Annotated in this window: 20 protein-coding genes; 12 read left to right on the forward strand and 8 right to left on the reverse strand. The window is 69.6% G+C overall.

Going from position 1 to position 19,212, the window contains the following annotated elements; genetic code table 11:
- Positions 1-97 precede the first annotated feature (97 nt).
- The 9 genes from gspF to DOM67_RS08305 all read left to right on the forward strand — a co-directional run bounded on the left by gspF (position 98) and on the right by DOM67_RS08305 (position 6,961).
- Complete coding sequence (gene gspF, locus DOM67_RS08265) at positions 98-1,303, forward strand: type II secretion system inner membrane protein GspF (protein ID WP_110675142.1); 1,206 nt, start codon at positions 98-100, stop codon at positions 1,301-1,303.
- Between the two features lie 91 nt (positions 1,304-1,394).
- Positions 1,395-1,835 (forward strand): type II secretion system major pseudopilin GspG, encoded by a 441-nt coding sequence (gene gspG / locus DOM67_RS08270; RefSeq protein ID WP_110675143.1) that lies wholly within the window; start codon positions 1,395-1,397, stop codon positions 1,833-1,835.
- The gene (locus DOM67_RS08275) at positions 1,832-2,308 is read left to right on the forward strand and encodes a GspH/FimT family pseudopilin (protein ID WP_157958812.1); all 477 of its coding nucleotides are present in this window, start codon (positions 1,832-1,834) and stop codon (positions 2,306-2,308) included. The genes gspG and DOM67_RS08275 overlap by 4 nt, the downstream gene beginning before the upstream one ends.
- Complete coding sequence (locus DOM67_RS08280; protein WP_110675145.1) at positions 2,305-2,679, forward strand: type II secretion system protein; 375 nt, start codon at positions 2,305-2,307, stop codon at positions 2,677-2,679. Before DOM67_RS08275 ends, DOM67_RS08280 begins: the two co-directional genes overlap by 4 nt.
- Positions 2,676-3,284, forward strand: coding sequence for a prepilin-type N-terminal cleavage/methylation domain-containing protein (locus tag DOM67_RS08285; RefSeq protein WP_110675146.1), 609 nt, complete (start codon positions 2,676-2,678; stop codon positions 3,282-3,284). Before DOM67_RS08280 ends, DOM67_RS08285 begins: the two co-directional genes overlap by 4 nt.
- Positions 3,281-4,372, forward strand: a complete 1,092-nt coding sequence (gene gspK, locus DOM67_RS08290) for a type II secretion system minor pseudopilin GspK (protein ID WP_110675147.1) — start codon at positions 3,281-3,283, stop codon at positions 4,370-4,372. Before DOM67_RS08285 ends, gspK begins: the two co-directional genes overlap by 4 nt.
- Entirely contained in the window at positions 4,372-5,682 is a 1,311-nt protein-coding gene (locus tag DOM67_RS08295) for a type II secretion system protein GspL (protein ID WP_110675148.1), read from the forward strand. The genes gspK and DOM67_RS08295 overlap by 1 nt, the downstream gene beginning before the upstream one ends.
- On the forward strand, positions 5,679-6,233 hold the full coding sequence (locus tag DOM67_RS08300) for a hypothetical protein (RefSeq protein ID WP_110675149.1): 555 nt from the start codon (positions 5,679-5,681) through the stop codon (positions 6,231-6,233). Before DOM67_RS08295 ends, DOM67_RS08300 begins: the two co-directional genes overlap by 4 nt.
- Positions 6,233-6,961 carry a hypothetical protein gene (locus tag DOM67_RS08305; protein ID WP_157958813.1) on the forward strand — a complete coding sequence of 243 codons (729 nt, stop codon included), beginning with the start codon at positions 6,233-6,235 and terminating at the stop codon, positions 6,959-6,961. Before DOM67_RS08300 ends, DOM67_RS08305 begins: the two co-directional genes overlap by 1 nt.
- A gap of 37 nt (positions 6,962-6,998) precedes the next feature.
- Here the strand turns inward: DOM67_RS08305 and DOM67_RS08310 are convergent, their stop codons facing one another.
- The gene (locus DOM67_RS08310) at positions 6,999-8,069 is read right to left on the reverse strand and encodes a 3-deoxy-7-phosphoheptulonate synthase (protein ID WP_348627297.1); all 1,071 of its coding nucleotides are present in this window, start codon (positions 8,067-8,069) and stop codon (positions 6,999-7,001) included.
- A 424-nt stretch (positions 8,070-8,493) separates the two neighbouring features.
- Between DOM67_RS08310 and DOM67_RS08315 the strand changes: the two genes are divergently transcribed.
- The gene (locus DOM67_RS08315; RefSeq protein WP_110675152.1) at positions 8,494-9,048 is read left to right on the forward strand and encodes a sigma-70 family RNA polymerase sigma factor; all 555 of its coding nucleotides are present in this window, start codon (positions 8,494-8,496) and stop codon (positions 9,046-9,048) included.
- Positions 9,027-9,734: an anti-sigma factor gene (locus DOM67_RS08320; protein WP_110675153.1), complete on the forward strand. Its 708-nt coding sequence runs from the start codon at positions 9,027-9,029 to the stop codon at positions 9,732-9,734. The genes DOM67_RS08315 and DOM67_RS08320 overlap by 22 nt, the downstream gene beginning before the upstream one ends.
- 83 nt (positions 9,735-9,817) lie before the next feature.
- Here DOM67_RS08320 and folM read toward each other — a convergent pair whose 3' ends face one another.
- The 5 genes from folM to DOM67_RS08345 form a co-directional block, all read right to left on the reverse strand.
- Entirely contained in the window at positions 9,818-10,504 is a 687-nt protein-coding gene (gene folM / locus DOM67_RS08325; protein WP_110675154.1) for a dihydromonapterin reductase, read from the reverse strand.
- On the reverse strand, positions 10,501-11,307 hold the full coding sequence (locus DOM67_RS08330) for an FAD-binding oxidoreductase (protein WP_110675155.1): 807 nt from the start codon (positions 11,305-11,307) through the stop codon (positions 10,501-10,503). The genes folM and DOM67_RS08330 overlap by 4 nt, the downstream gene beginning before the upstream one ends.
- A 121-nt stretch (positions 11,308-11,428) precedes the next feature.
- The gene (gene ubiD, locus DOM67_RS08335; RefSeq protein ID WP_110675156.1) at positions 11,429-12,937 is read right to left on the reverse strand and encodes a 4-hydroxy-3-polyprenylbenzoate decarboxylase; all 1,509 of its coding nucleotides are present in this window, start codon (positions 12,935-12,937) and stop codon (positions 11,429-11,431) included.
- A gap of 215 nt (positions 12,938-13,152) precedes the next feature.
- Positions 13,153-14,412, reverse strand: a complete 1,260-nt coding sequence (gene rho / locus DOM67_RS08340; protein ID WP_035472528.1) for a transcription termination factor Rho — start codon at positions 14,410-14,412, stop codon at positions 13,153-13,155.
- A 381-nt stretch (positions 14,413-14,793) separates the two neighbouring features.
- The gene (locus DOM67_RS08345) at positions 14,794-15,123 is read right to left on the reverse strand and encodes a thioredoxin domain-containing protein (protein WP_157958814.1); all 330 of its coding nucleotides are present in this window, start codon (positions 15,121-15,123) and stop codon (positions 14,794-14,796) included.
- A 184-nt stretch (positions 15,124-15,307) separates the two neighbouring features.
- Here DOM67_RS08345 and DOM67_RS08350 point away from each other — a divergent pair, with 184 nt between their 5' ends.
- Positions 15,308-16,816, forward strand: a complete 1,509-nt coding sequence (locus tag DOM67_RS08350) for a Ppx/GppA phosphatase family protein (RefSeq protein ID WP_110675158.1) — start codon at positions 15,308-15,310, stop codon at positions 16,814-16,816.
- A 28-nt stretch (positions 16,817-16,844) separates the two neighbouring features.
- On the opposite strand, the gene tilS is transcribed toward DOM67_RS08350, so the two are convergent.
- Positions 16,845-18,188 (reverse strand): tRNA lysidine(34) synthetase TilS, encoded by a 1,344-nt coding sequence (gene tilS, locus DOM67_RS08355; RefSeq protein ID WP_110675159.1) that lies wholly within the window; start codon positions 18,186-18,188, stop codon positions 16,845-16,847.
- A 58-nt stretch (positions 18,189-18,246) separates the two neighbouring features.
- The gene (locus DOM67_RS08360; protein WP_110675160.1) at positions 18,247-19,200 is read right to left on the reverse strand and encodes an acetyl-CoA carboxylase carboxyltransferase subunit alpha; all 954 of its coding nucleotides are present in this window, start codon (positions 19,198-19,200) and stop codon (positions 18,247-18,249) included.
- Between the last annotated feature and the right edge of the window lie 12 nt (positions 19,201-19,212).

Below are 19,212 nucleotides of genomic sequence, written 5' to 3' on the forward strand. Positions count from 1 at the left end.
CATCGTCCGTGGGTCAGACTACGGCGCCATCTACGCCCGTCATGACCGTCGCGATGCGTGACGGGTGCCATATCGACATCGCTACTGGGGAGAGTCGATGCCCACCTATCGCTATCTGGCCCTGAGCCCCGACGGCCGCCGCCAGCGCGACGTGCTGCAGGCCGAGAGCGAGCGCCAGGCGCGCCAACTGCTGCACGAGCGTGGCCTGTTCCCGCGCCGGCTGGCGCTGGTGCGCGATGCCGGCGCCCCGGGGCGACCGGGCCGCGGGCGCCTCGATCCCACCAGCCTGGCGCTGCTCACGCGCCAGTTGGCGACCCTGGTGGAGGCGGGCATTCCGCTCAGCGACGCCCTCGACGCCCTCACCCGCCAGGCCGAGCGCCAGCGCGAACGCGCGCTGCTGCTGGCGGTGGGCAACCGGGTGCGCGAGGGCCACTCGCTGGCCGACAGCCTGCGCCCCCACTCGAGCTTCGACCTGCTCTACCGCTCGCTGGTCGCCGCCGGCGAGCGTGCCGGGCGCCTGGCGCTGGTGCTCGAACGCCTGGCCGACCATCTGGAACGGGTCCAGGCGCAGCGTCAGAAGGCGCGCACCGCGCTGGTCTATCCGCTGGTGCTGGCGGGGGTGTCGCTGGCGGTGGTGAGCGGGCTGATGACCTGGGTGGTGCCACGCCTGGCGCAGCAGTTCGAGCGCTCCGACATGGCGCTGCCGTGGCTGACCCGGCTGATGATCGGTCTCTCCCAACTGACGCTGAGTCTGGGGCCGTGGCTGCTCGCCCTCCTGCTGCTGGGCCTGCCGCTGGCGCTACGCGTGCTGCGCCGTCCGGCGCCGCGGGCACGGCTCGATGCCCTGCTGCTGCGCCTGCCACGCCTGGGCGAGCTGATCCGGCTGCTCGACACCGGGCGCCTGACCCGCACCCTGGCGATCCTCACCCGCAGCGGCATCGCCCTGCTGGAGGCGCTGCGGGTGAGCCGCGACACCCTGGGCAACCATGGCATGCGCGAGGCGGTGGCGCTGATCGAACAGCGGGTCGAGAGCGGGGTCAGCCTGCACCGGGCGATGCAGGAGTCGGGACGCTTCTCGCCCTCGCTTCTGCACATGGTCGCCAGTGGCGAGGCCAGCGGCACCCTGGACAGCATGCTCGAGCGCATCGCCGATGCCCAGGAGAGCACCTTCAACCGCCGTGTCGACATGGCCCTGGCGCTGTTCGAGCCGCTGATGATCCTGGTCATGGGCGCGGTGGTGCTGACCGTGGTGCTCGCCATCCTGCTGCCGATCATGCAGCTCAACAGCAGCGTGGCGCTGTGACGCCCAGCGCGCCGCGCCGACGCCATCAGCGCCCATCCGCCATTAGTCCATCGGCAATCATTAGCCCGCATGCCATAAGAGAGGAAACGCCATGACACGCCCTCCCCGCCCCGGCCACCAGTCCGGCTTCACCCTGCTCGAGATCATGGTGGTGATCTTCATCATCGGTCTGCTGGTGGCGATCGTCGCCCCCAATGTGCTGAGCAATCAGGACGATGCCATGCAGCAGAAGGCGCGCGCCGATATCTCGACCCTCGAGCAGGCCCTCGACATGTATCGTCTCGACAACTACCGCTACCCCACCACCGAACAGGGCCTGGCGGCGCTGATCACTCCGCCCCAGGTCGCACCGCTGGCCGAGAACTACCGCGAAGACGGCTATATCCGTCGGCTGCCGGAGGACCCCTGGGGCCACCCCTATCACTACGCCAGCCCCGGCCAGCATGGCCGGGTCGACCTCTACAGCCTGGGCGCCGACAACCAGCCCGGTGGTGAGGGCATCGATGCCGACATCGGCAACTGGATGCTGTGAGGTCTCGTGGCGCCCGGGGCTTCTCGCTGATCGAACTGCTGGTGGTGATCGTGATCATCGCCCTGGGCTCGAGCCTCGCCGTGGCCTGGCTGGCGGGAACGCACCCCGGCGAGCGGCTCGACCGCGAGGCCCGCGAACTGGCCGGCGCATTCCGCCTGGCCGCGGATGTCGCCCGGGCGCGCCAGCGGGTGATCGGCTGGCAGCCGCTGGCCGAGGGCTACCGCTTCGTCAGCTGGCAGCCCGGCCACGGCTGGCAACCCTTCGGCGAACGCCTGGGGCTAGAACCACAGCGCTGGGACCCGCCGCTGCAGCCCAGCCGTCAGCCGCCGGCCGCCGACACCACCACGCCCTGGCTGGTGTGGCTGCCCGACGGCGAGGTGGTGGGCGCGCATATCCGCCTGGCGGGCGATGGCGCCAGCCGTACCCTGGCGGTGGATGCGCTCGGGGTCAGCGTGACAGGCAGTGGGCGATGAGTGTCAGGCACGCCCAGCGCGGCTTCACTCTGCTCGAGGTGGTGGTGGCGCTGTTCATCCTGGCGCTGATCGCGGTGATCGTCGCCCAGGGCGTGCAGCAGCGCGTGCGCATCGCCGAGAGTGCGGCGCGTCGTGCGCCGCTGCTGCTGTGCGCGCGGGAGTTCGAGAGCCGCGCGGCGCTCGACCACTACTGGCCGGGCCTGGGCACCCAGCAGGGCGAACTGAGCCAGGCGGGACACACCTGCTGGTGGCGCCTGACGGTGAGCGCCACGCCGATCCAACGCCTGCGTCAGGGGCGCCTGGCGCTCTACGACGACCCGGCCCGTGCGCACCCGGTACTCACCTTCACCCTTTATCTGGCACCGCCATGAGACCGCCAGCCGAGTCGTCGCCGCGCCAGCGCGGCTTCACCCTGCTCGAAGTGATGATCGCCATCGCCCTGACCGCGCTGGTCGGCATCGGCGTGGCGGCACTGGTCAACCAGCTGGTGACGGTCCGCGAGCGCTTCGCCGAGCCGCCGCCGCTGGCAACGGAGATCGACTTCAGCCGTCTGCTCACGCGGCGCCTGAAGGCGCTGGTACAGCGCCCGGTGCACGAACGCGGCCTGGTGCTGTTCAACCTGCCGCTCGCCTATCGCGCCGACCTGTCACGGCTGGAGTGGGTCTCGCTGGGCGCGGCAGCGCTGCCGGTGGGCGACTTCTACACCCGCCTGCGCCGCCAGCGCCTGCAGTGGGATCGCGACGGCGCCACCCTGACGCTCGACTCCAGCGGGCTGCTCGACGCCGCCGGTGAGCCCGAGTGGCAGCGGGTGGCGGCACTCGACGACGTCACTGCGCTGACGCTGGAATTCTTCGCTGCCGGGCGCTGGCTCGCTGCCCCGCCGCCGAACGGGATCGCCCAGGGCGTGCGCGTGCAGTGGCAGCGCCACGGCCGGCCGGTGACCACCACCGCGATACTGCCGGAGCTGCTGCCATGATCCCGCCGTCGAGCGCCCGCCGCGGCTCCTCGGGTGCACCGCGCCAGACCGGGGCCGCGCTGCTGATGGTGCTGCTGGCGCTGGCGCTGGTGAGCGTCACCCTGAGCGCACTGACCCTGCAGGGCCGGCGCGAGCTGACCCGTCTCGAGCTGCTGCAGCAGGAGACCCAGGCCGAGTTCTACGCCCGCGGCGCGGAGATCATCGCCCGCCGCGCGCTCACCGACGCTGCGGTGCGTCACGCCGATCTGTGGTGGCAGACCCTGGCCGGGCGCCCGCTGCGCTACCCCACCGACGCCGGCGAGCTGCACCTGGTGGTGCACGACCTGCGCACCTGCTTCAACCTCAACGCCCTCGGCGGCAGCCAGGCCGCACTGGCCCAGCGCCAGCTGCTCTACTGGGTGGCCAACTACGCCGGCGAGCGCCTCACCGACATGAACCCGGGCGAGTTCGTTGCCCGTCTCGCCGACTGGATCGATGCCGACAACCTCTCCCGCGTCGGCGGCATGGATGGCGCCGACTATGCGCGCCTCGACCCACCCCGGACGAGCGCCGACACCTGGCTCCGCGATCCCAGCGAGATCAACTGGCTGGCGCCTCTGGACAGTCGCCGCGTCGGCCGCTTCGGCGAGCTCTGCACCCTGCCCGACGACGGCCCCTGGCGGCTCGATCTCAATGCCCTCGGGCCCGGCGACCTGCCGCTGCTGGATGCGCTGTTCGAGGGCCAGGTCGATCGCGGCGCCCTGGCCACGCTGCTGCGCGACCGCCCGCCGGGGGGCTACACCAGTCTCGACGCGATGCGCCAGGTGCTCGGCGGCGATGCGCCCTGGCTCGACCGCTACGGCGGCCGCCTGCGGCTGACCCCGGACTATGTGGCGCTGGATATCCGCATCCGCCTGGCGGGTCAGCACTATGACTTCCAGCGCCTGCTGCTGGCCGAGGGCACCAGCGCCTTCTACCCGCTGCAGCCGGCCGCGCGGGTGCGGGTGCTGAGCCGCCGCAGCGGCTACCCCAGCGACCGGCTCACCGCCACATCCCCGGACGCCGCCGATCCGGCGGCGGATAATCTCTTCACCCAGGAGCAGCCCTGATGCGCCGACCCGGACGCCCGGCGCGCGCCGCCGCCCGCCTGCTCGTCGCCCCACGCGAGCGCCTCGCCCCCGGCGACGACACCCTGGCCTGTATCGACTGGTGCCTCGAAGGCGCCACCCCACAGACGCTGAGCGCCGCCAGCCCCCCCGAAGCCTGGCAGGCACTGACGCGGCTGGCCGTCACCCACCCGGTCACCCTGCTGCTGCCGGCGGACGCGGTCAGCCACTTCCATCTCGCCGCCCCGCGCGGGCTCAAGCGCCGCGAGTGGCCGCTGCTGCTGGAGACGGTAACCAGCGATGCGGTGGATCAGCTCCATCTGCATCCGCTGCAGCGCGGCCGCGGCCACCTGGAGTTGATCGCCCTGCCGAGCGCCGAGCTCGCCGCCTGGCACGCCTGGGCGCAGCGCCTCGGCCTGGCCCCGGCGGGCTGGAGCTGCGCCTTCCTGGCGCTGCCGCGGCCGGCAACACCGGATCAAGTCACCCTCCTCGATGACGGCAGCCACCGGCTGTGCCAGAGATTGGCCCCACCCGCGGCGCCGGGCGCCCCGGAGACCGTCCAGTGGCTGGCGTGGCCACGCGACTGGCCGCTGCCGCCGGCCTGGCGCGAGCGCGACTGCCAGGTGGTCGATGGCGCCATCGAGCCCCCTGGCGACACCGGCCAGCCACGACAGTGCGACGACCACCGAGGCGATGGCGAAAGAGACGACGACAGGAACGCTGGCGGCGAAGCGGCCGCCGAGCAGGCCCGGCGCCGCAGCCTCACCTGGTTGGCGGCGAGCCCCCCCGCCGCACTGCCCTTTGCAGACACCAGCGGTCCGCGCTGGCCCGGGGCTACCTGGCGGCCGCCACGGCGCACGCGCTGGCTGGCGGGGTCCATCGCACTGCTGGCACTGCTCGACGCCTCCCTGTGGCTGGCCACGACCTGGCGCGCAGAGGCCGCGGCCGGGCAGCAACAGGCGGCAGCGCTGGCCGCCCGCTTCACCATGGCCCCGCCGGCCGATGCCCAGGCCGCCTTGGCCCGGCGTGAAGCGGCCATCGAGGCCCTGGCGCAGCGCAACCGCCAACTCAGCGAGGCGCTGGCACAGGCCACGGCACAGCTCGCCGCCACGCCCTGGCAGCTATCCCGGCTGGCAGTCAACGGGAACCAGGCAACGCTTTCCTGGCGCTACCCCGAGCCGCCGGCGCCGGTGGTGGTAACCCGCGCCCGTCAGCGGCTGGCTGCCCTGGGCGAGCCGCAATGGCAGCCAGGGCCAGGCGAGCTGAGCCTGGCCCTGACCCTGTCCGCCAACGCCCTGGAGCCTAGCCCATGAGCCGATTCACCTTGCGCCTGCCCGCCCGACTGGCGCCGCTGTGGATGGCGCGCTCGGGGCGGGAGAAGGGTCTGCTGATACTGGCGCTGGTCGGTGTGCTGGCCTACGCCGGCCACGCCGTGCTGACACATCTGCCCGCCGGGGGCGAGCCATTCACCGCAGCGAGACCGGACCCGAGCCTGCTGCGGCTGCCGCCGATCGAAGCGGTGAACGTCGAGCACTGGCGCAGCGCCGCGGTGGAACATGGCCTGGCACTGACCCGTATCGAAACGCATGACGACAGCGTCGTGACCCGCGGTGAGGCGACCTCGCCCGAGGCGCTCAGCGAGTTCGCACGCTGGGCGGCGCAGCGCGGCTGGTGGGCGGTGGCGTGGCAGCTCGAACGCCGCGATGGGCGCAGCCTGGCGCTGGAGGCGCGCTGGCGTAGTCAGCTCGAAAGACCGGGTTCGGGGCCAGAGTCAGGGCCGGAATCAGGGCCGGGTTCGGGGCCGGAATCAGAGCCGGGGCCGGGAAAGGCGGCGCTGGACACCACAGCGACGGGGAGCCCCTGATGAGACGCGGTATCGCTATGCTGGGCACGCTCGGCGCTGGGCTGACCATCGCCCTCACCTTCGTCCTGACGCTGGCTTTGGACTGGCCGCTGACGACCTTCGGCCCGCGGGCAGCGATAGCGCGTGACGTCACCCTGATCGCCCCCTCGGGGACGCTGGCGGCGGGCCGCGTGGCGCGCGTCGCCTGGCGCGCCGATGGCTGGCCGCTGGCCCTTGGGCCCCTCGACTGGACACTGGCCTGGCCCGGGCAACTCGCGCTGACCCTCGGTGAAGGCGACGGTGCCTGGCACGCCCGCGGCGCCTGGCATGGTCTCGACACCCGCTGGACGATCACCGGTGGCGACCTCGATGCGCTCGATCTCTCGCGTCTGCCACTGGCGCTGGCGGCGCGCTGGGAGGGGCAGCTCGATATCACCCTGCGCGGCACGCGCTGTCTCGCCAGTCACGGCGCGCTGACGGCATCGGATGTCGTGTTGCTCACCCCGACCCGGGTCGCGCTGGGCCATGCCCGGCTGCAGTTCGCGTGCCGTGGCGGTGCGCCCCAGCTGCGGTTGAACCTGGAACAGGGTCAGGATCTGGCACTCTCGCTGACGCTGACGCCTGGCGCCAACGGCGGCCAGGGCGAGCTGCGCGGCCGCATCGCCGACAGCCATCCGCTGGCCGAGTGGCGTCGACGCCTGGACCCCAGCGCCAGCGGCGAACGCCTGGAGCGCCATTTCCGCTGGTAGCGGTCTCTGGATAACGCCTGCGTGAACCGCAGGCTCGTCAGCCGCGTAGCCGTTCGGCAGCCCGGATGAGCTGCTGCTCAGTGGTCTCCCAGCCCAGGCAGGCATCGGTGATCGAGACACCGTAGCGCAGCACCGGCGGATTGAGCGGCTGCTTGCCCTCGAAGAGGTGACTTTCGAGCATCACCCCCATCAGCGAATGCTCACCGGCCAGACGCTGGTCGACCACGCTGTGCAGCACCTCGGTCTGGCGGCGGTGATCCTTGCGCGAATTGGCGTGGCTGCAGTCGACCATCAGCCGCGGCGTCAGCCCGGCCTGCTCCAGCGCACGGCGACTGGCGGCGATACTGGCGGCATCGTGATTGGGTCCGGCCTGGCCGCCGCGCAGCACCAGATGGGTGAAGGGGTTGCCGGGGGTCTCGATCATCGCCGGCGTGCCCTCGGCGGTGACTCCGAAGTGGCGATGCGCATGCGCCGCCGACTGCATCGCCGCCACCGCCACGTCGACATTGCCCTGGGTGCCGTTCTTGAAGCCGACACAGGCGTCGAGCCCACTGGCCAGCTCGCGGTGGATCTGCGACTCGGTGGTGCGCGCGCCGATCGCGACCCAGCTCAGCAGATCATCGAAGTAGGCCGCGGCCATCGGCTGCAGCAGCTCGGTGGCCACCGGCAGGCCCAGCGCGGAGATATCGCGCATCAGCCGGCGCGCGCTGGCCAGGCCCGCCGCCATATCGTCGCTGCCATCCAGGTGCGGGTCGTAGGCCAGCCCTTTCCAACCCACCGTGGTGCGCGGCTTCTCGACGTAGACGCGCATCACCAGCAGCAGGCGGTCGTCCACGCTGGCCTGCAGCGCGGCCAGACGCTCGGCGTACTCCAGCGCGGCGTCGGGGTCGTGGATCGAGCACGGGCCGACCACCACCAGCAGGCGCTCGTCGCGGCCGTCGAGCACCGCGCGGATGGCCTCGCGCTGACGCGCGACGCGGGCAGCCAGCATGGGTTCCAGGGGGATCGCTGCGCGCAGCTCGGCGGCGCTGGGCAGGGTCAGTTCACGTCGGCGCGGGGCGCTCTCGGCGGCGGGCTTCAGGGCAGATGTCACGGCGTTCATCATCATCTCATTCCAGGGTTGGGGCCTGAAACGCGAGAACCCCCGGAGGGCTGCTCCGGGGGTTCTCGATACGCGGAAGGCAGCCCTGGTGGGGCGTGCCTCGCGGGTTCAGGTCATGTCGACCGACCGACGGGCACGCCAGTCCTAAACCAATAGCCATAACCGAAACCAAAACCCGCATACGCGACGACACTGCCGAAGAGATCGGCAACAGCGGCAGCGTGGATGGCGGGGTTGGGGGTCATGGGCTCTCTCGCGTAGATCGTGCCTCTATCCTAACGTCTCGCTGACATTTGACAAGCACCGCGTGTGAGCGAGTCCCGCACCGCGCTGCGGACGGGCCTCGGGCGGAGCGGGCAAGACACCGTGCGTGAATCTGTGGTAAACCCCGGGCAGGGATCGCACGCGCCAGAAAAATCAAAGGATAACGATGACCTACCCGCCCCCCGACACGCTGGCCAGCCAGCTCGCCGCGTGCGCCCGCGGCGACGACCGCGCCTTCGCCAAGCTCTATCGTGCCACCAGCCCGCATCTCTATGCGCAGCTGCTGCGTATCGTTCGTCAGGAGGCAGCAGCGCAGGACTGCCTGCAGCAGGTCTATCTGCGCGTGTGGCAGGCCGCTGGCCGTTATGACGCGAGCCGCGCCCAGCCGATGACCTGGCTGTCGACGCTGGCACGCAACGCCGGCATCGACTGGCTACGCCGCCAGCGACCGCAGGCGCCGGACAGCGAGGCCCTGATCGAAGCGCTGCCCAGCGAGGATGACATCGAGCACGCCAGCGATATCGCGGGCCAGGCAGACTCGCTCAATGCCTGCCTCGACGAGCTCACGCCGCAGCAGCGCCAGGCGCTGGAGCTGGCCTATTTCGAAGGCATGACGCATCACGAGCTCGCCCAGCAGCTGACGGCACCGCTGGGCACGGTCAAGAGCTGGGTCCGCCGCGGGCTGGAGAGGTTGAAGTCATGCATGACACGCTTCGCTTGAGCGATCCCGAGGCCCGCGAGCTGGCGGCCGGTGAGTACGTGCTGGGGACCCTGACACGGCGCCAACAGGCCGAGTTCGAGGCGCTGCTCGCGGTCAGCCCCGACCTGCAGCAGAGTGTCGCGGCGTGGCGCGAGCGGCTGCAGTCGTTCAACGCCCGGCTGACACCGGTCGAGCCACCCGCCGCGCTATGGCCGCAGATCGCCGCCCGGGCCGGGCTGGAGCGCCGCTGGTGGCGGCGTCTGGGGCTGTGGCAGGGGATCAGCGCCCTCTCCACCCTGGCCGCCCTGGCATTGGCGGCACTGCTGATCGCCGCCCCCGCGCCGCCAATGATGGATGGCGACTATGTGTTCGTCGCCAACGCCGAGGGTGGCCGTCCGGGCTGGCTGGTCAGCGCTTCCGACAGCGGCGAGATGCGCATCCAGACCCTGGCCCCGGGCCCGATGCCGGCGGGCATGGCGTGCGAGCTGTGGATGATGGACAACGGCAAGCCGGTATCGCTGGGCATGCTGCCGAGCAGCGGGCAGAAAAGCATGCGCTTGCCCGAACCGATGCGCGCCCAGTTGCGCAGCGCCGACCTGGCGGTCAGCCTGGAGCCGCGCAGCGGCGCTCCGGCGGGCAAGCCCAGCGGGACCATGCTCGATCACGGCAAGCTGGTGCCGATGCGCAGCGAGCCATTCTCGCTCTAGGGGCGGTCCGAACGGCACAGCAGAAATGCGCGGCGGCGCGCCGGGAGTCACGACACGCCGCCGGGCGACGATCGTGCGTACGCTTAGTCCGCGCCCAGGGACTCCCCGCCATCCACCACCATCACGGTACCGGTGACATAGTCGTTGTCGAGCAGATAGCGCAGGGTCTGATAGATCACCCCGGGGCCCGGCACCCGTCGGTTGGGGTGCGTGGCCTCGCCGAGCATCACCAGTCCCGGGGCGATGGCGTTGACCTGGATATGCGGGGCGAAACGCGCGGCGAAGGAGAGTGTCAGACTCTCCAGCCCGGCCTTGCTGGCGGCGTAGGCGGCCTGCTCGGCGGCTCCGCGGCGCACCACGCTGTCGGTGATATGGACGATGTCGCGCTGCGGCTCCTGACACGCCTCGAGCAGCTCGCGCACCGCCAGGTTGATCAGATACGGCGCCTGCATGTGCACCTGAAACAGCCGCTCGAAGGTCTCCCCCGCGGCCTCGGGGCCGGGGTCTGCCAGCCATTCGCTGGCGTTGTGCACCACCGCGCGCAGGCTGCTCACCTGCGCCTTGAGCCTGGCGATGAAATCTTCGGTCCCGGCGCGGGTAGCGAAGTCTGCCTGCAGGGTGAGCACGCCGCGGGCACGCAGCGCCGCCACCGCCTCGCGCTCGCGGCGGTAAGTGACGATCACCGGATGGCCATCGTCGAGCAGGCGCTCGGCGCAGTGCAGGCCCAGGCGCTGGGCGCCGCCGGTGATCAGGATCGGCGACTGGCTCACGGGCGCTCGTTCTCCTCGCCGGGGCTGAGCGGCGCCGCCTCCGGGTCGGCTTCCGGCAGTGGCAGGAAGGGCACGCGGGGGGCGTAGCTGAAGACGTCGGAGTGGACCTGCTCGGCCACCAGCCCCAGCGGCGCCAGGGTGTCGACGCAGGCGTACACCATGCCGGGAGAGCCGGCCAGATAGATCTCGACGCCGTCGAGGGTCTGGATCTCGGCGGCCAGCACCGCATCGATACGCCCGGCGTGCCAGGTCACCCCGCTGAGCGTCTCGGGCGCGTTATCGAGATTCTCCACCACGGCGTGGAAATTGACGTTGGGATGGTCGCTGGCCCAGGCCCGGGCAAGGCTCTCGGCGTAGAGATCGCGGCGCTCGCGCACCGCCCACCACAGCGACAGCGCACGCGTGGGATTCTCCGCCAGCGCGGCCTCGGCGATCGCCTTCAACTGGGCAAAGCCGGTACCGGCACCGATCAGCAGCAGCGGCGCGCTGCTCTGCGCCGGCAGCGTGCACTCACCATGGGGCAGCCGTACCGAGAGCCGCGCACGGTGGGTCAGCATCTCGCGCAGGCGCGAGGAGTGCGTACGCTCGGGCCAGTGCTGGATATGCAGTTCCAGGCGCCCTTCGCCGTTCTCGGCACAGGCGATCGAGAACGGCACCCAGGTGTCGTCGTCCACCGCCAGCTCCAGATACTGGCCCGGGGCGTGGGCGATCGCCTCGGCCCGCCCCTCGAGCATCACCCGGAACACGTCGGGAGTCAGATCCTCGACCGATTCCACCTGGCAGGTCAGGGTTCTGACCGTCATGTTCACCTCTCTGTTCGCATGCCCACTGTTCGAATGCCGATTGTTCGACTGCCCACTGCTTGCCTGCAGGCCCTGTGCCTTGGTCGGGGCGCCGCCTCGGCGTCGACGCCGAACCCCGACCTCAGGCGTCGGGCGTCTTGCCCGCACGCGCCGCGGGTGGCGCGATATCGATCCCGTACTCGTCCCAGCGCGCGTCGACCCGCGTCTTGACTGCCGGATCCATGACGATCGGCTCGCCCCACTCGCGGGTGGTCTCTCCGGGCCACTTGTTGGTGGCATCCAGGCCCATCTTGGACCCCAGCCCTGCGGTCGGCGAGGCGAAATCGAGATAGTCGATCGGGGTGTTCTCCACCATCACCGTATCCCGCGCCGGGTCCATGCGCGTGGTGATGGCCCAGATCACGTCCTCCCAGTTGCGCGCGTCGACGTCGTCGTCGAGGACGATCACGAACTTGGTGTACATGAACTGACGCAGGAAGCTCCACACCCCCATCATCACCCGCTTGGCGTGCCCCGGATACTGCTTCTTCATGGTCACCACCGCCATGCGGTAGGAGCACCCCTCCGGCGGCAGATAGAAGTCGACGATCTCCGGGAACTGCTTGCGCAGGATCGGCACGAACACCTCGTTGAGTGCCAGCCCCAGAATCGCCGGCTCGTCCGGCGGACGCCCGGTATAGGTCGAATGATAGATCGGATCGCGGCGATGGGTCAGCCGCTCGACGGTGAAGACCGGGAACTGCTCGACCTCGTTGTAGTAGCCGGTGTGGTCACCAAACGGCCCCTCCGGCGCCATGTCGTCGGGGTAGATGTAGCCCTCGAGCACGATCTCGCTGGAGGCCGGCACCTCCAGATCGGCGTGACCGCACTTGACCAGCTCGGTGCGCGAGCCTCTGAGCAGCCCGGCGAAGGCGTACTCGGAGAGGGTGTCGGGCACCGGGGTCACCGCGCCGAGAATGGTCGCCGGATCGGCGCCCAGGGCCACCGCCACCGGGAACGGCTCACCGGGATGCGCCTGCTGCCATTCGCGGAAATCGAGCGCCCCGCCGCGGTGGGAGAGCCAGCGCATGATCAGCCGGTTGCGCCCCAGCTTCTGCTGGCGGTAGATCCCCAGGTTCTGGCGCGACTTGTGCGGCCCCTTGGTCACCACCAGCGCCCAGGTCACCAGCGGCGCCACGTCCCCCGGCCAGCAGTGCTGAATCGGCAGCTGATCGAGATCCACCGCATCGCCCTCGAGCACCACCTCCTGGCACGGCGCCGAGCGCCGCGTCTTCGGCCCCATGCTCATGACCTGCTTGAAGATCGGCAGTTTGTCCCAGGCGTCACGCAGCCCCTTGGGCGGGTCCGGCTCCTTGAGGAAGGCGAGCAGCTTGCCCACCTCGCGCAGCGCCTCGACGCTCTCCTGGCCCATGCCGAAGGCGACCCGCTGCGGGGTGCCGAACAGATTGCCCAGCACCGGCATGCGGCTGCCCTTGACGTTCTCGAACAACAGCGCCGGCCCGCCGGCGCGCAGGGTGCGGTCGCAGATCTCGGTGATCTCGAGGTAGGGATCCACCTCGACGCTGACGCGCTTGAGCTCGCCGCGCGCTTCCAGCGCCGCGATGAAGTCGCGCAAATCGTGATATTTCATGCTGTTGCCCGCATCCTGCTGGTCAAGAACGCAAAAAGGGCAGCATAACATGCTGCCCTTTCATTGCATCTCTGCTCAATGTCCCAATACCGACCCCTCGCGGCCTGGTATCGGATCGAGCGATGGCAAGGCGGACGACGAGCCAACGGCGTGTACTTGCGTCATGAGCATGGCGAGTCGGCGTTCAACACCGTAATGCCGAGCGCAGACCGATGTTATCTGCGCTTCATGGCCTCGAAGAATTCCAGATTGGTCTTGGTATCTTTCAACCGATCGATCAGGAACTCGGTGGCCGCCACGTCGTCCATCGGATTGAGCAGCTTGCGCAGGATCCACATGCGCTGCATCTCATCCTCGGAGGCGATCAGATCCTCGCGCCGGGTACCGGAGCGGCGGATATTGAGGGCCGGGTAGACGCGGCGCTCGGCCAGCTTGCGGTCGAGGTGCGCCTCCATGTTGCCGGTCCCCTTGAACTCCTCGAAGATCACCTCGTCCATCTTGGAGCCGGTGTCCACCAGCGCCGTGGCGATGATGGTCAGGCTGCCGCCCTCTTCGATGTTACGCGCAGCCCCGAAGAAGCGCTTGGGCTTCTCCAGCGCGTGGGCGTCGACACCACCGGTGAGCACCTTGCCGGAGGAGGGCACCACGGTGTTGTAGGCGCGCGCCAGGCGGGTGATGGAGTCGAGCAGAATGACCACGTCCTTCTTGTGCTCGACCAGGCGCTTGGCCTTCTCGATCACCATCTCGGCGACCTGCACGTGGCGTGCCGGAGGCTCGTCGAAGGTAGACGCCACCACCTCGCCGCGCACGGTGCGCGACATCTCGGTCACCTCTTCCGGGCGCTCGTCGATCAGCAGCACGATCATGTGGCACTCGGGGTTGTTGCGCGTGATCGAGGTGGCGATGTTCTGCAGCATCAGTGTCTTACCCGCCTTGGGCGGCGACACGATCAGACCACGCTGGCCCTTGCCGATCGGTGCGGTGAGGTCGATCACACGGGCGGTGATGTCCTCGGTGGAGCCGTTGCCGATCTCCATCACCAGCCGCTCCTGCGGGAACAGCGGCGTCAGGTTCTCGAACAGGATCTTGTGCTTGGCGTTTTCCGGCTTGTCGAAATTGATCTCGTTGACCTTGAGCAGCGCGAAATAGCGCTCACCCTCTTTCGGCGGCCGGATCTTGCCGGAGATGGAGTCGCCCTTGCGCAGGTTGAAGCGCCGGATCTGCGACGGCGAGACGTAGATATCGTCCGGGCCGGCGAGATACGAAGAGTCGGCGCTGCGCAGGAAACCGAAACCGTCCTGGAGAATCTCCAGAACCCCATCTCCATAGATATCTTCACCGCTCTTGGCGTGCTTCTTCAGGATCGCGAAGATGATGTCCTGCTTGCGCGAACGGGCAAGATTATCGATGCCCATTTCCCGGGCGATATCCAGCAGCTCAGGAACGGATTTTTGCTTGAGTTCGGTTAGATTCATGAGTTCGGTCAGAAATGGCTCGTGTCGCAGGCAATGGCGGTTGCCGGATGAAGAAAGAAAGGACAAGAGGCGGTCAATGCATACGCCGCGCGGCGCGTTCAGTCGTCCCAGAAGCCGGGCTGTTCGTCTGGATGGCCGGTCACCGTGACGTTGATAGACCGGTTGGCCAAAGATGCCGGGAGAGCGGTTCGATTCGCCTGTGATCTCTCGGACGGTCGTCCGAAAGACGCAATGTCGATCCGGTGATCGGAACTGGGGTGACTGACGACTTGGGGGACCGCGAGGCGGTCGAGAAGCATTCGGAACAGGCGAACGTCCCGATGGTAGACAAGCTGTCCGGCGAACGCAAGTCATTCGATGGTGGCAGATGCCGCACGGCGTTCAGCTCCGCGCAGCCTCGTCGCAAAGCTGCGCGAGCTGGCTCCGGGAGAGCGCCCCCACCCGCGAAGTGCGCGCCTCGCCGTTGACGAACAGCGTCAGCGTGGGCGTGCCACGTACCCCGTAGCGCTCGGCCAGGACTGGCTCACGGTCGACGTCGACCACCCCCACCGGCTGGTCGAGCGGCAACCCGTCGCCGCTCGTCGCGAGCGTTGCCAGCAGGCTTTCGCAGGGTTCACACCAGGCGGCCACGAACACCGCCAGCCGCGCCCCGCCGGGACGCTCGCGCCAGGCGTCGAAGGTGTCGCCGTCGAGCTTGAGTCTCTGCGTCATGACTGCCTGCCTGAAGGGGGTCTCTGAACGCAGCATGCAGAGCGGCGCGCCGATTGACAAGCCCGAGAGGGCAACGCAACCTTGCACTCACCTTTTTCCGCCGCGGGACGCCGGCGGCCGGCCCCGAGGGCGCCGACAGCGACGTCCCGCGCCTTGTTCAGTTCGCCGTCGAGGACGCCACGCCATGAGCGGGAAGCCGACCGCCCCCGAGACCACCCGTCGCCTGGCAGCCATCGATCTCGGCTCCAACAGTTTCCACCTGCTGGTCGCCAACTATCAGGATGGCCGTCTGCAGGTGGTCGCCAAGATGGGCGAGAAGGTGCAGCTCGCCGCCGGCCTGGATGCCGACGAGAACTTTACCCCGGCAGCGATGGAGCGCGCCCTGGGCTGTCTCGAGCGCTTTGCCCCCTTCCTCGCCGAGGTCGCGCCGGGCGACCTGCGTATCGTGGGTACCAACGCCCTGCGCGCCGCCCACAATGCCCACGCCCTGATCGAACGCGCCGAGGCGCTGATCGGCCATCCGATAGAGATCATCGGCGGCCGCGAGGAGGCGCGCCTGATCTATCTGGGTGCCGCCCACGCTTTGGCCGAAGTGCACGGCCGGCGGCTGATCGTCGACATCGGCGGCGGCTCCACCGAGTTCATCATCGGCGAGGATTTCGAGCCCCAGGCGCTGGAGAGCCTGCACATGGGCTGCGTCGCCTATACCGGCGCCTTCTTCGCCAACGGCGACATCAGCGAGAAACGCTTCCGCCGCGCCGAGATGGCGGCGCTTTCCGAGCTCGCCAACATCCAGAATGGCTACCGCCGTCTGGGCTGGCAGGACCCGATCGGCTCCAGCGGCACGATCAAGGCCGCGGCCGCGGTCATCGCCGCCAACGGCGAGGGCGATGCCGGGGTCATCGAGCGGGACGCGCTGCTGGCACTGCGCAAGCGGCTGATCAATTGCGGCCACCTGGACAAGGTCGCCATGGAGGGGCTCAAGGAGGATCGGGCGCGGGTGTTCCCGGCCGGGATCGCGATTCTCTGCGCGGTGTTCGAGGCCTTCGATCTCGAACGCATGCGCTACTCCGACGGCGCCCTGCGCGAAGGGGTGCTCTATGATCTGGTCGGGCGCAACACGCCGGAGGATTCGCGCCGCCACAGCGTCGAACAGATGATGCGCCGCTACAGCGTCGATCTGACTCACGCCGACAACGTCGAACGCAGCGCGCTGCACGCCTTCGATCAGGTGCGCAAGGCGTGGGGACTCAACGCCGAGCAGCGCCTGTTCCTGGCCTGGGCGGCACGCCTGTGCGAGATCGGCCTGGCCATCTCGCACAGCCAGTTCCATCGCCACGGCGCCTATCTGCTGGAGTACTCCGACATGCCCGGTTTCTCGCGTCCGGAGCAGCAGGCGCTGGCGTTCCTGGTACGCGCCCACCGGCGCAAGTTTCCGCACAAGGAGCTCGAGGCACTGCCCGAGGCGACGCGCCCGGCCTACGCCCGGCTGGCCCGACTGCTGCGCCTGGCGGTACTGCTCAACCACTCGCGACCGGAGCAGGCAGTCGACGACTTCCAGCTCGACGCCCAGGGCGAGACCCTGACGCTGACGCTACCGGCGGCGCGCCTGCACCCACTTGTGCTCAACGACCTCGAAGAGGAAGCCAGCTATCAGCGCAGCGTCGGGCTGACGCTGCGCTACAACGAGTAGCGCCGCGCGCTCGCGAGATCGCGTTCGCTCATGCGGTCGCGGGCAGCGGCATCTGCTGCCAGCCCGTGGCGCTCGCCACCCCAAGCACCGCCACCAACGTCTCGCCGTGCCACACCAGCGGCACCCGTTCCCGCACCCACGGCGGCAGGCCCGCCTCCTGCAGCAGCCGCTTGACGTCGCGATGACCGCGCGAGGCCAGGCACAGGCGCTCGCCGCCGCGGCGCAGGGTCACCCGCAGCGCAACCGCGGTGCTATCTGCCGCCCCGGCGCGATCTGTCTCACCCACGCTGCCGCCGGCGGCGTCGGCAGTGGGCATTAACTGGTAGCGGTAGGTTCCCCAGGGCGTGGCCAGCGCCCCGCGGCCATCCCAGTTGGCGCACCACTGTGGGTCCACCGGTGTCAGCATCGCCAGCAGATAGAGCGACCCGCGCCATACCCGCGCCTCAGCCCCTGGCCAGACGACCCTGACCGCGCGATCGTGGCCGGCCTGCCACTGTCGCCGCAGTTCGGCCAGGCGCGCCGCGGGCGGTGTCGGCAGCGCCAGGCGGGCCAGGGCGTGACGCACCAGCAGACGCTGGCGCGCGGGGCTCAGCGTCATCAGCGATACCAGCGGTAGACACCCCGGGTCGCCACCGGCGCGGGCGAGATCGCTCTCGGCCAGCTCGGCGAGCAGTTCATCCGCCTCCGCCAGCCAGGCGGTACTGCGCCCCACCGCCGCGGCCGCCCCAGGCCAGCGCTCGGCCAGCGACGGCGCGACCCGATGGCGCAGGAAGTTGCGATCTTGCTGGAGTGCTTGATTGGTGGGGTCTTCGCACCAGGCGAGATCACACTGCTCGGCAGCGGCACGCAGCGTCGTCCGCGCCTCGCCGAGCCAGGGACGCACGATCTCGAGGCCTCGCCAGTGCCGCCGCAACGGCATCCCGGCGAGCCCGGTCACGCCGCTGCCGCGCAGCGCGGCGAGCAGGAAGGTTTCGAGCTGATCGTCAGCATGCTGGGCCAGCCACAGCACGTCGCCCGGCGCCAGGGTGGCGGCGAACGCGGCATAGCGTGCCTCCCGCGCAGCCGCTTCGAGCCCCTGCCCTGCCGGCGTCACCGTGACCGGCACCACGCTCAGCGGCACCTCGAGTGCCGCACACAGTGCCCGGCAGTGATCCACGAAGGTCGTCGCCGCGGGCTGCAGGCCGTGGTCGACATGGATCGCCTGCAGCGCCATACCGCGCGCGCGCGCCGCCGGCGCCGCCCGGTTCAGCAGCAGTGACGAATCGAGACCGCCGGAGAGCGCCACCCACAGCCGTCGCCCCGGGGCCAGTGGCGCCAGGGCTTCAGTGATGAGGGCATCGAGAACGTCGACAGAGGAGAGAGAGTCGGCCACCGGTGGACCTCCTGAGCGCGTCTCGGCAAAGGAGAGCGTGACGCGGCCAGGCGTGATCTTACTGCGGGGCGCCGTAGGACATCAGGCGCTCATAGCGGCGCGCCAGCAGCGCGTCGGTGTCCATCCCCTGCAGCCGGTCGAGGCTGCCGAGCAGCGCCTCGCGCACGCTCTCCGCGGTCTTCTGGGGCTGACGGTGGGCGCCGCCCAGCGGCTCGTCGATCAGGGTATCGACGAAGCCCAGCTCCTTCAGCCGCTCGGCGGTGATCCCCATCGCATGGGCCGCTTCGGAGGCTTTCTCGGCGCTCTTCCACAGAATCGAGGCGCAGCCTTCGGGGGAGATGACCGAGTAGGTGGAGTACTGCAGCATCTGCAGCTCGTCGCAGACGCCGATGGCCAGCGCCCCGCCGGAACCGCCCTCACCGATCACGGTGGCGATGATCGGCGTCTTGAGCCGCGACATCACTGCCAGGTTGTAGGCGATCGCTTCCGACTGGCCGCGCTCCTCGGCGTCGATCCCCGGATAGGCACCCGGGGTGTCGATGAAGGTCAGCACCGGCATCTTGAAGCGCTCGGCCATCTCCATCAGACGGCACGCCTTGCGGTAGCCTTCCGGGCGCGGCATGCCGAAGTTGCGGCGCACCTTCTCCTTGACGTCGCGCCCCTTCTGATGACCGATCACCATCACCGGCTTGCCATCGAGCCGCGCCACGCCGCCGACCAGGGCGGCGTCGTCGGCGAAGTTGCGGTCACCGTGCAGCTCGTCGAACTCGGTGAAGATGCTGTCGAGATAGTCCAGCGTATAGGGGCGCTGCGGATGCCGCGACAGCTGCGTCACCTGCCAGGCGGTCAGGTCACGGAAGATCTGCTCGGTGAGCTTGCGGCTCTTCTCTTCGAGCTTGCCGATCTCGTCGCTCAGGCTGATGCGGCTGTCGTTCCCGACCAGGCGCAGTTCTTCGATCTTGGCCTGAAGTTCGGCAATCGGCTGTTCAAAGTCCAGATAGTTGGGATTCATAGGGCGTCTACT

It is taken from the genome of Salinicola sp. RZ23 (genome assembly GCF_003206675.1).
Taxonomy (GTDB): domain Bacteria; phylum Pseudomonadota; class Gammaproteobacteria; order Pseudomonadales; family Halomonadaceae; genus Salinicola; species Salinicola endophyticus.

Bases quoted from the DNA above. Each gene is read 5' to 3' on its own strand.
- DOM67_RS08315 (WP_110675152.1), top strand. From the start codon at position 8,494: ATGACCTACCCGCCCCCCGACACGCTGGCCAGCCAGCTCGCCGCGTGC.
- DOM67_RS08300 (WP_110675149.1), top strand. From the start codon at position 5,679: ATGAGCCGATTCACCTTGCGCCTGCCCGCCCGACTGGCGCCGCTGTGG.
- DOM67_RS08330 (WP_110675155.1), bottom strand. From the start codon at position 11,307: ATGACGGTCAGAACCCTGACCTGCCAGGTGGAATCGGTCGAGGATCTG.
- DOM67_RS08360 (WP_110675160.1), bottom strand. From the start codon at position 19,200: ATGAATCCCAACTATCTGGACTTTGAACAGCCGATTGCCGAACTTCAG.
- DOM67_RS08345 (WP_157958814.1), bottom strand. From the start codon at position 15,123: ATGACGCAGAGACTCAAGCTCGACGGCGACACCTTCGACGCCTGGCGC.
- DOM67_RS08350 (WP_110675158.1), top strand. From the start codon at position 15,308: ATGAGCGGGAAGCCGACCGCCCCCGAGACCACCCGTCGCCTGGCAGCC.
- rho (WP_035472528.1), bottom strand. From the start codon at position 14,412: ATGAATCTAACCGAACTCAAGCAAAAATCCGTTCCTGAGCTGCTGGAT.
- DOM67_RS08320 (WP_110675153.1), top strand. From the start codon at position 9,027: ATGCATGACACGCTTCGCTTGAGCGATCCCGAGGCCCGCGAGCTGGCG.
- ubiD (WP_110675156.1), bottom strand. From the start codon at position 12,937: ATGAAATATCACGATTTGCGCGACTTCATCGCGGCGCTGGAAGCGCGC.
- DOM67_RS08280 (WP_110675145.1), top strand. From the start codon at position 2,305: ATGAGTGTCAGGCACGCCCAGCGCGGCTTCACTCTGCTCGAGGTGGTG.
- gspF (WP_110675142.1), top strand. From the start codon at position 98: ATGCCCACCTATCGCTATCTGGCCCTGAGCCCCGACGGCCGCCGCCAG.
- gspG (WP_110675143.1), top strand. From the start codon at position 1,395: ATGACACGCCCTCCCCGCCCCGGCCACCAGTCCGGCTTCACCCTGCTC.
- DOM67_RS08285 (WP_110675146.1), top strand. From the start codon at position 2,676: ATGAGACCGCCAGCCGAGTCGTCGCCGCGCCAGCGCGGCTTCACCCTG.
- gspK (WP_110675147.1), top strand. From the start codon at position 3,281: ATGATCCCGCCGTCGAGCGCCCGCCGCGGCTCCTCGGGTGCACCGCGC.
- DOM67_RS08305 (WP_157958813.1), top strand. From the start codon at position 6,233: ATGAGACGCGGTATCGCTATGCTGGGCACGCTCGGCGCTGGGCTGACC.
- DOM67_RS08310 (WP_348627297.1), bottom strand. From the start codon at position 8,069: ATGATGATGAACGCCGTGACATCTGCCCTGAAGCCCGCCGCCGAGAGC.
- DOM67_RS08295 (WP_110675148.1), top strand. From the start codon at position 4,372: ATGCGCCGACCCGGACGCCCGGCGCGCGCCGCCGCCCGCCTGCTCGTC.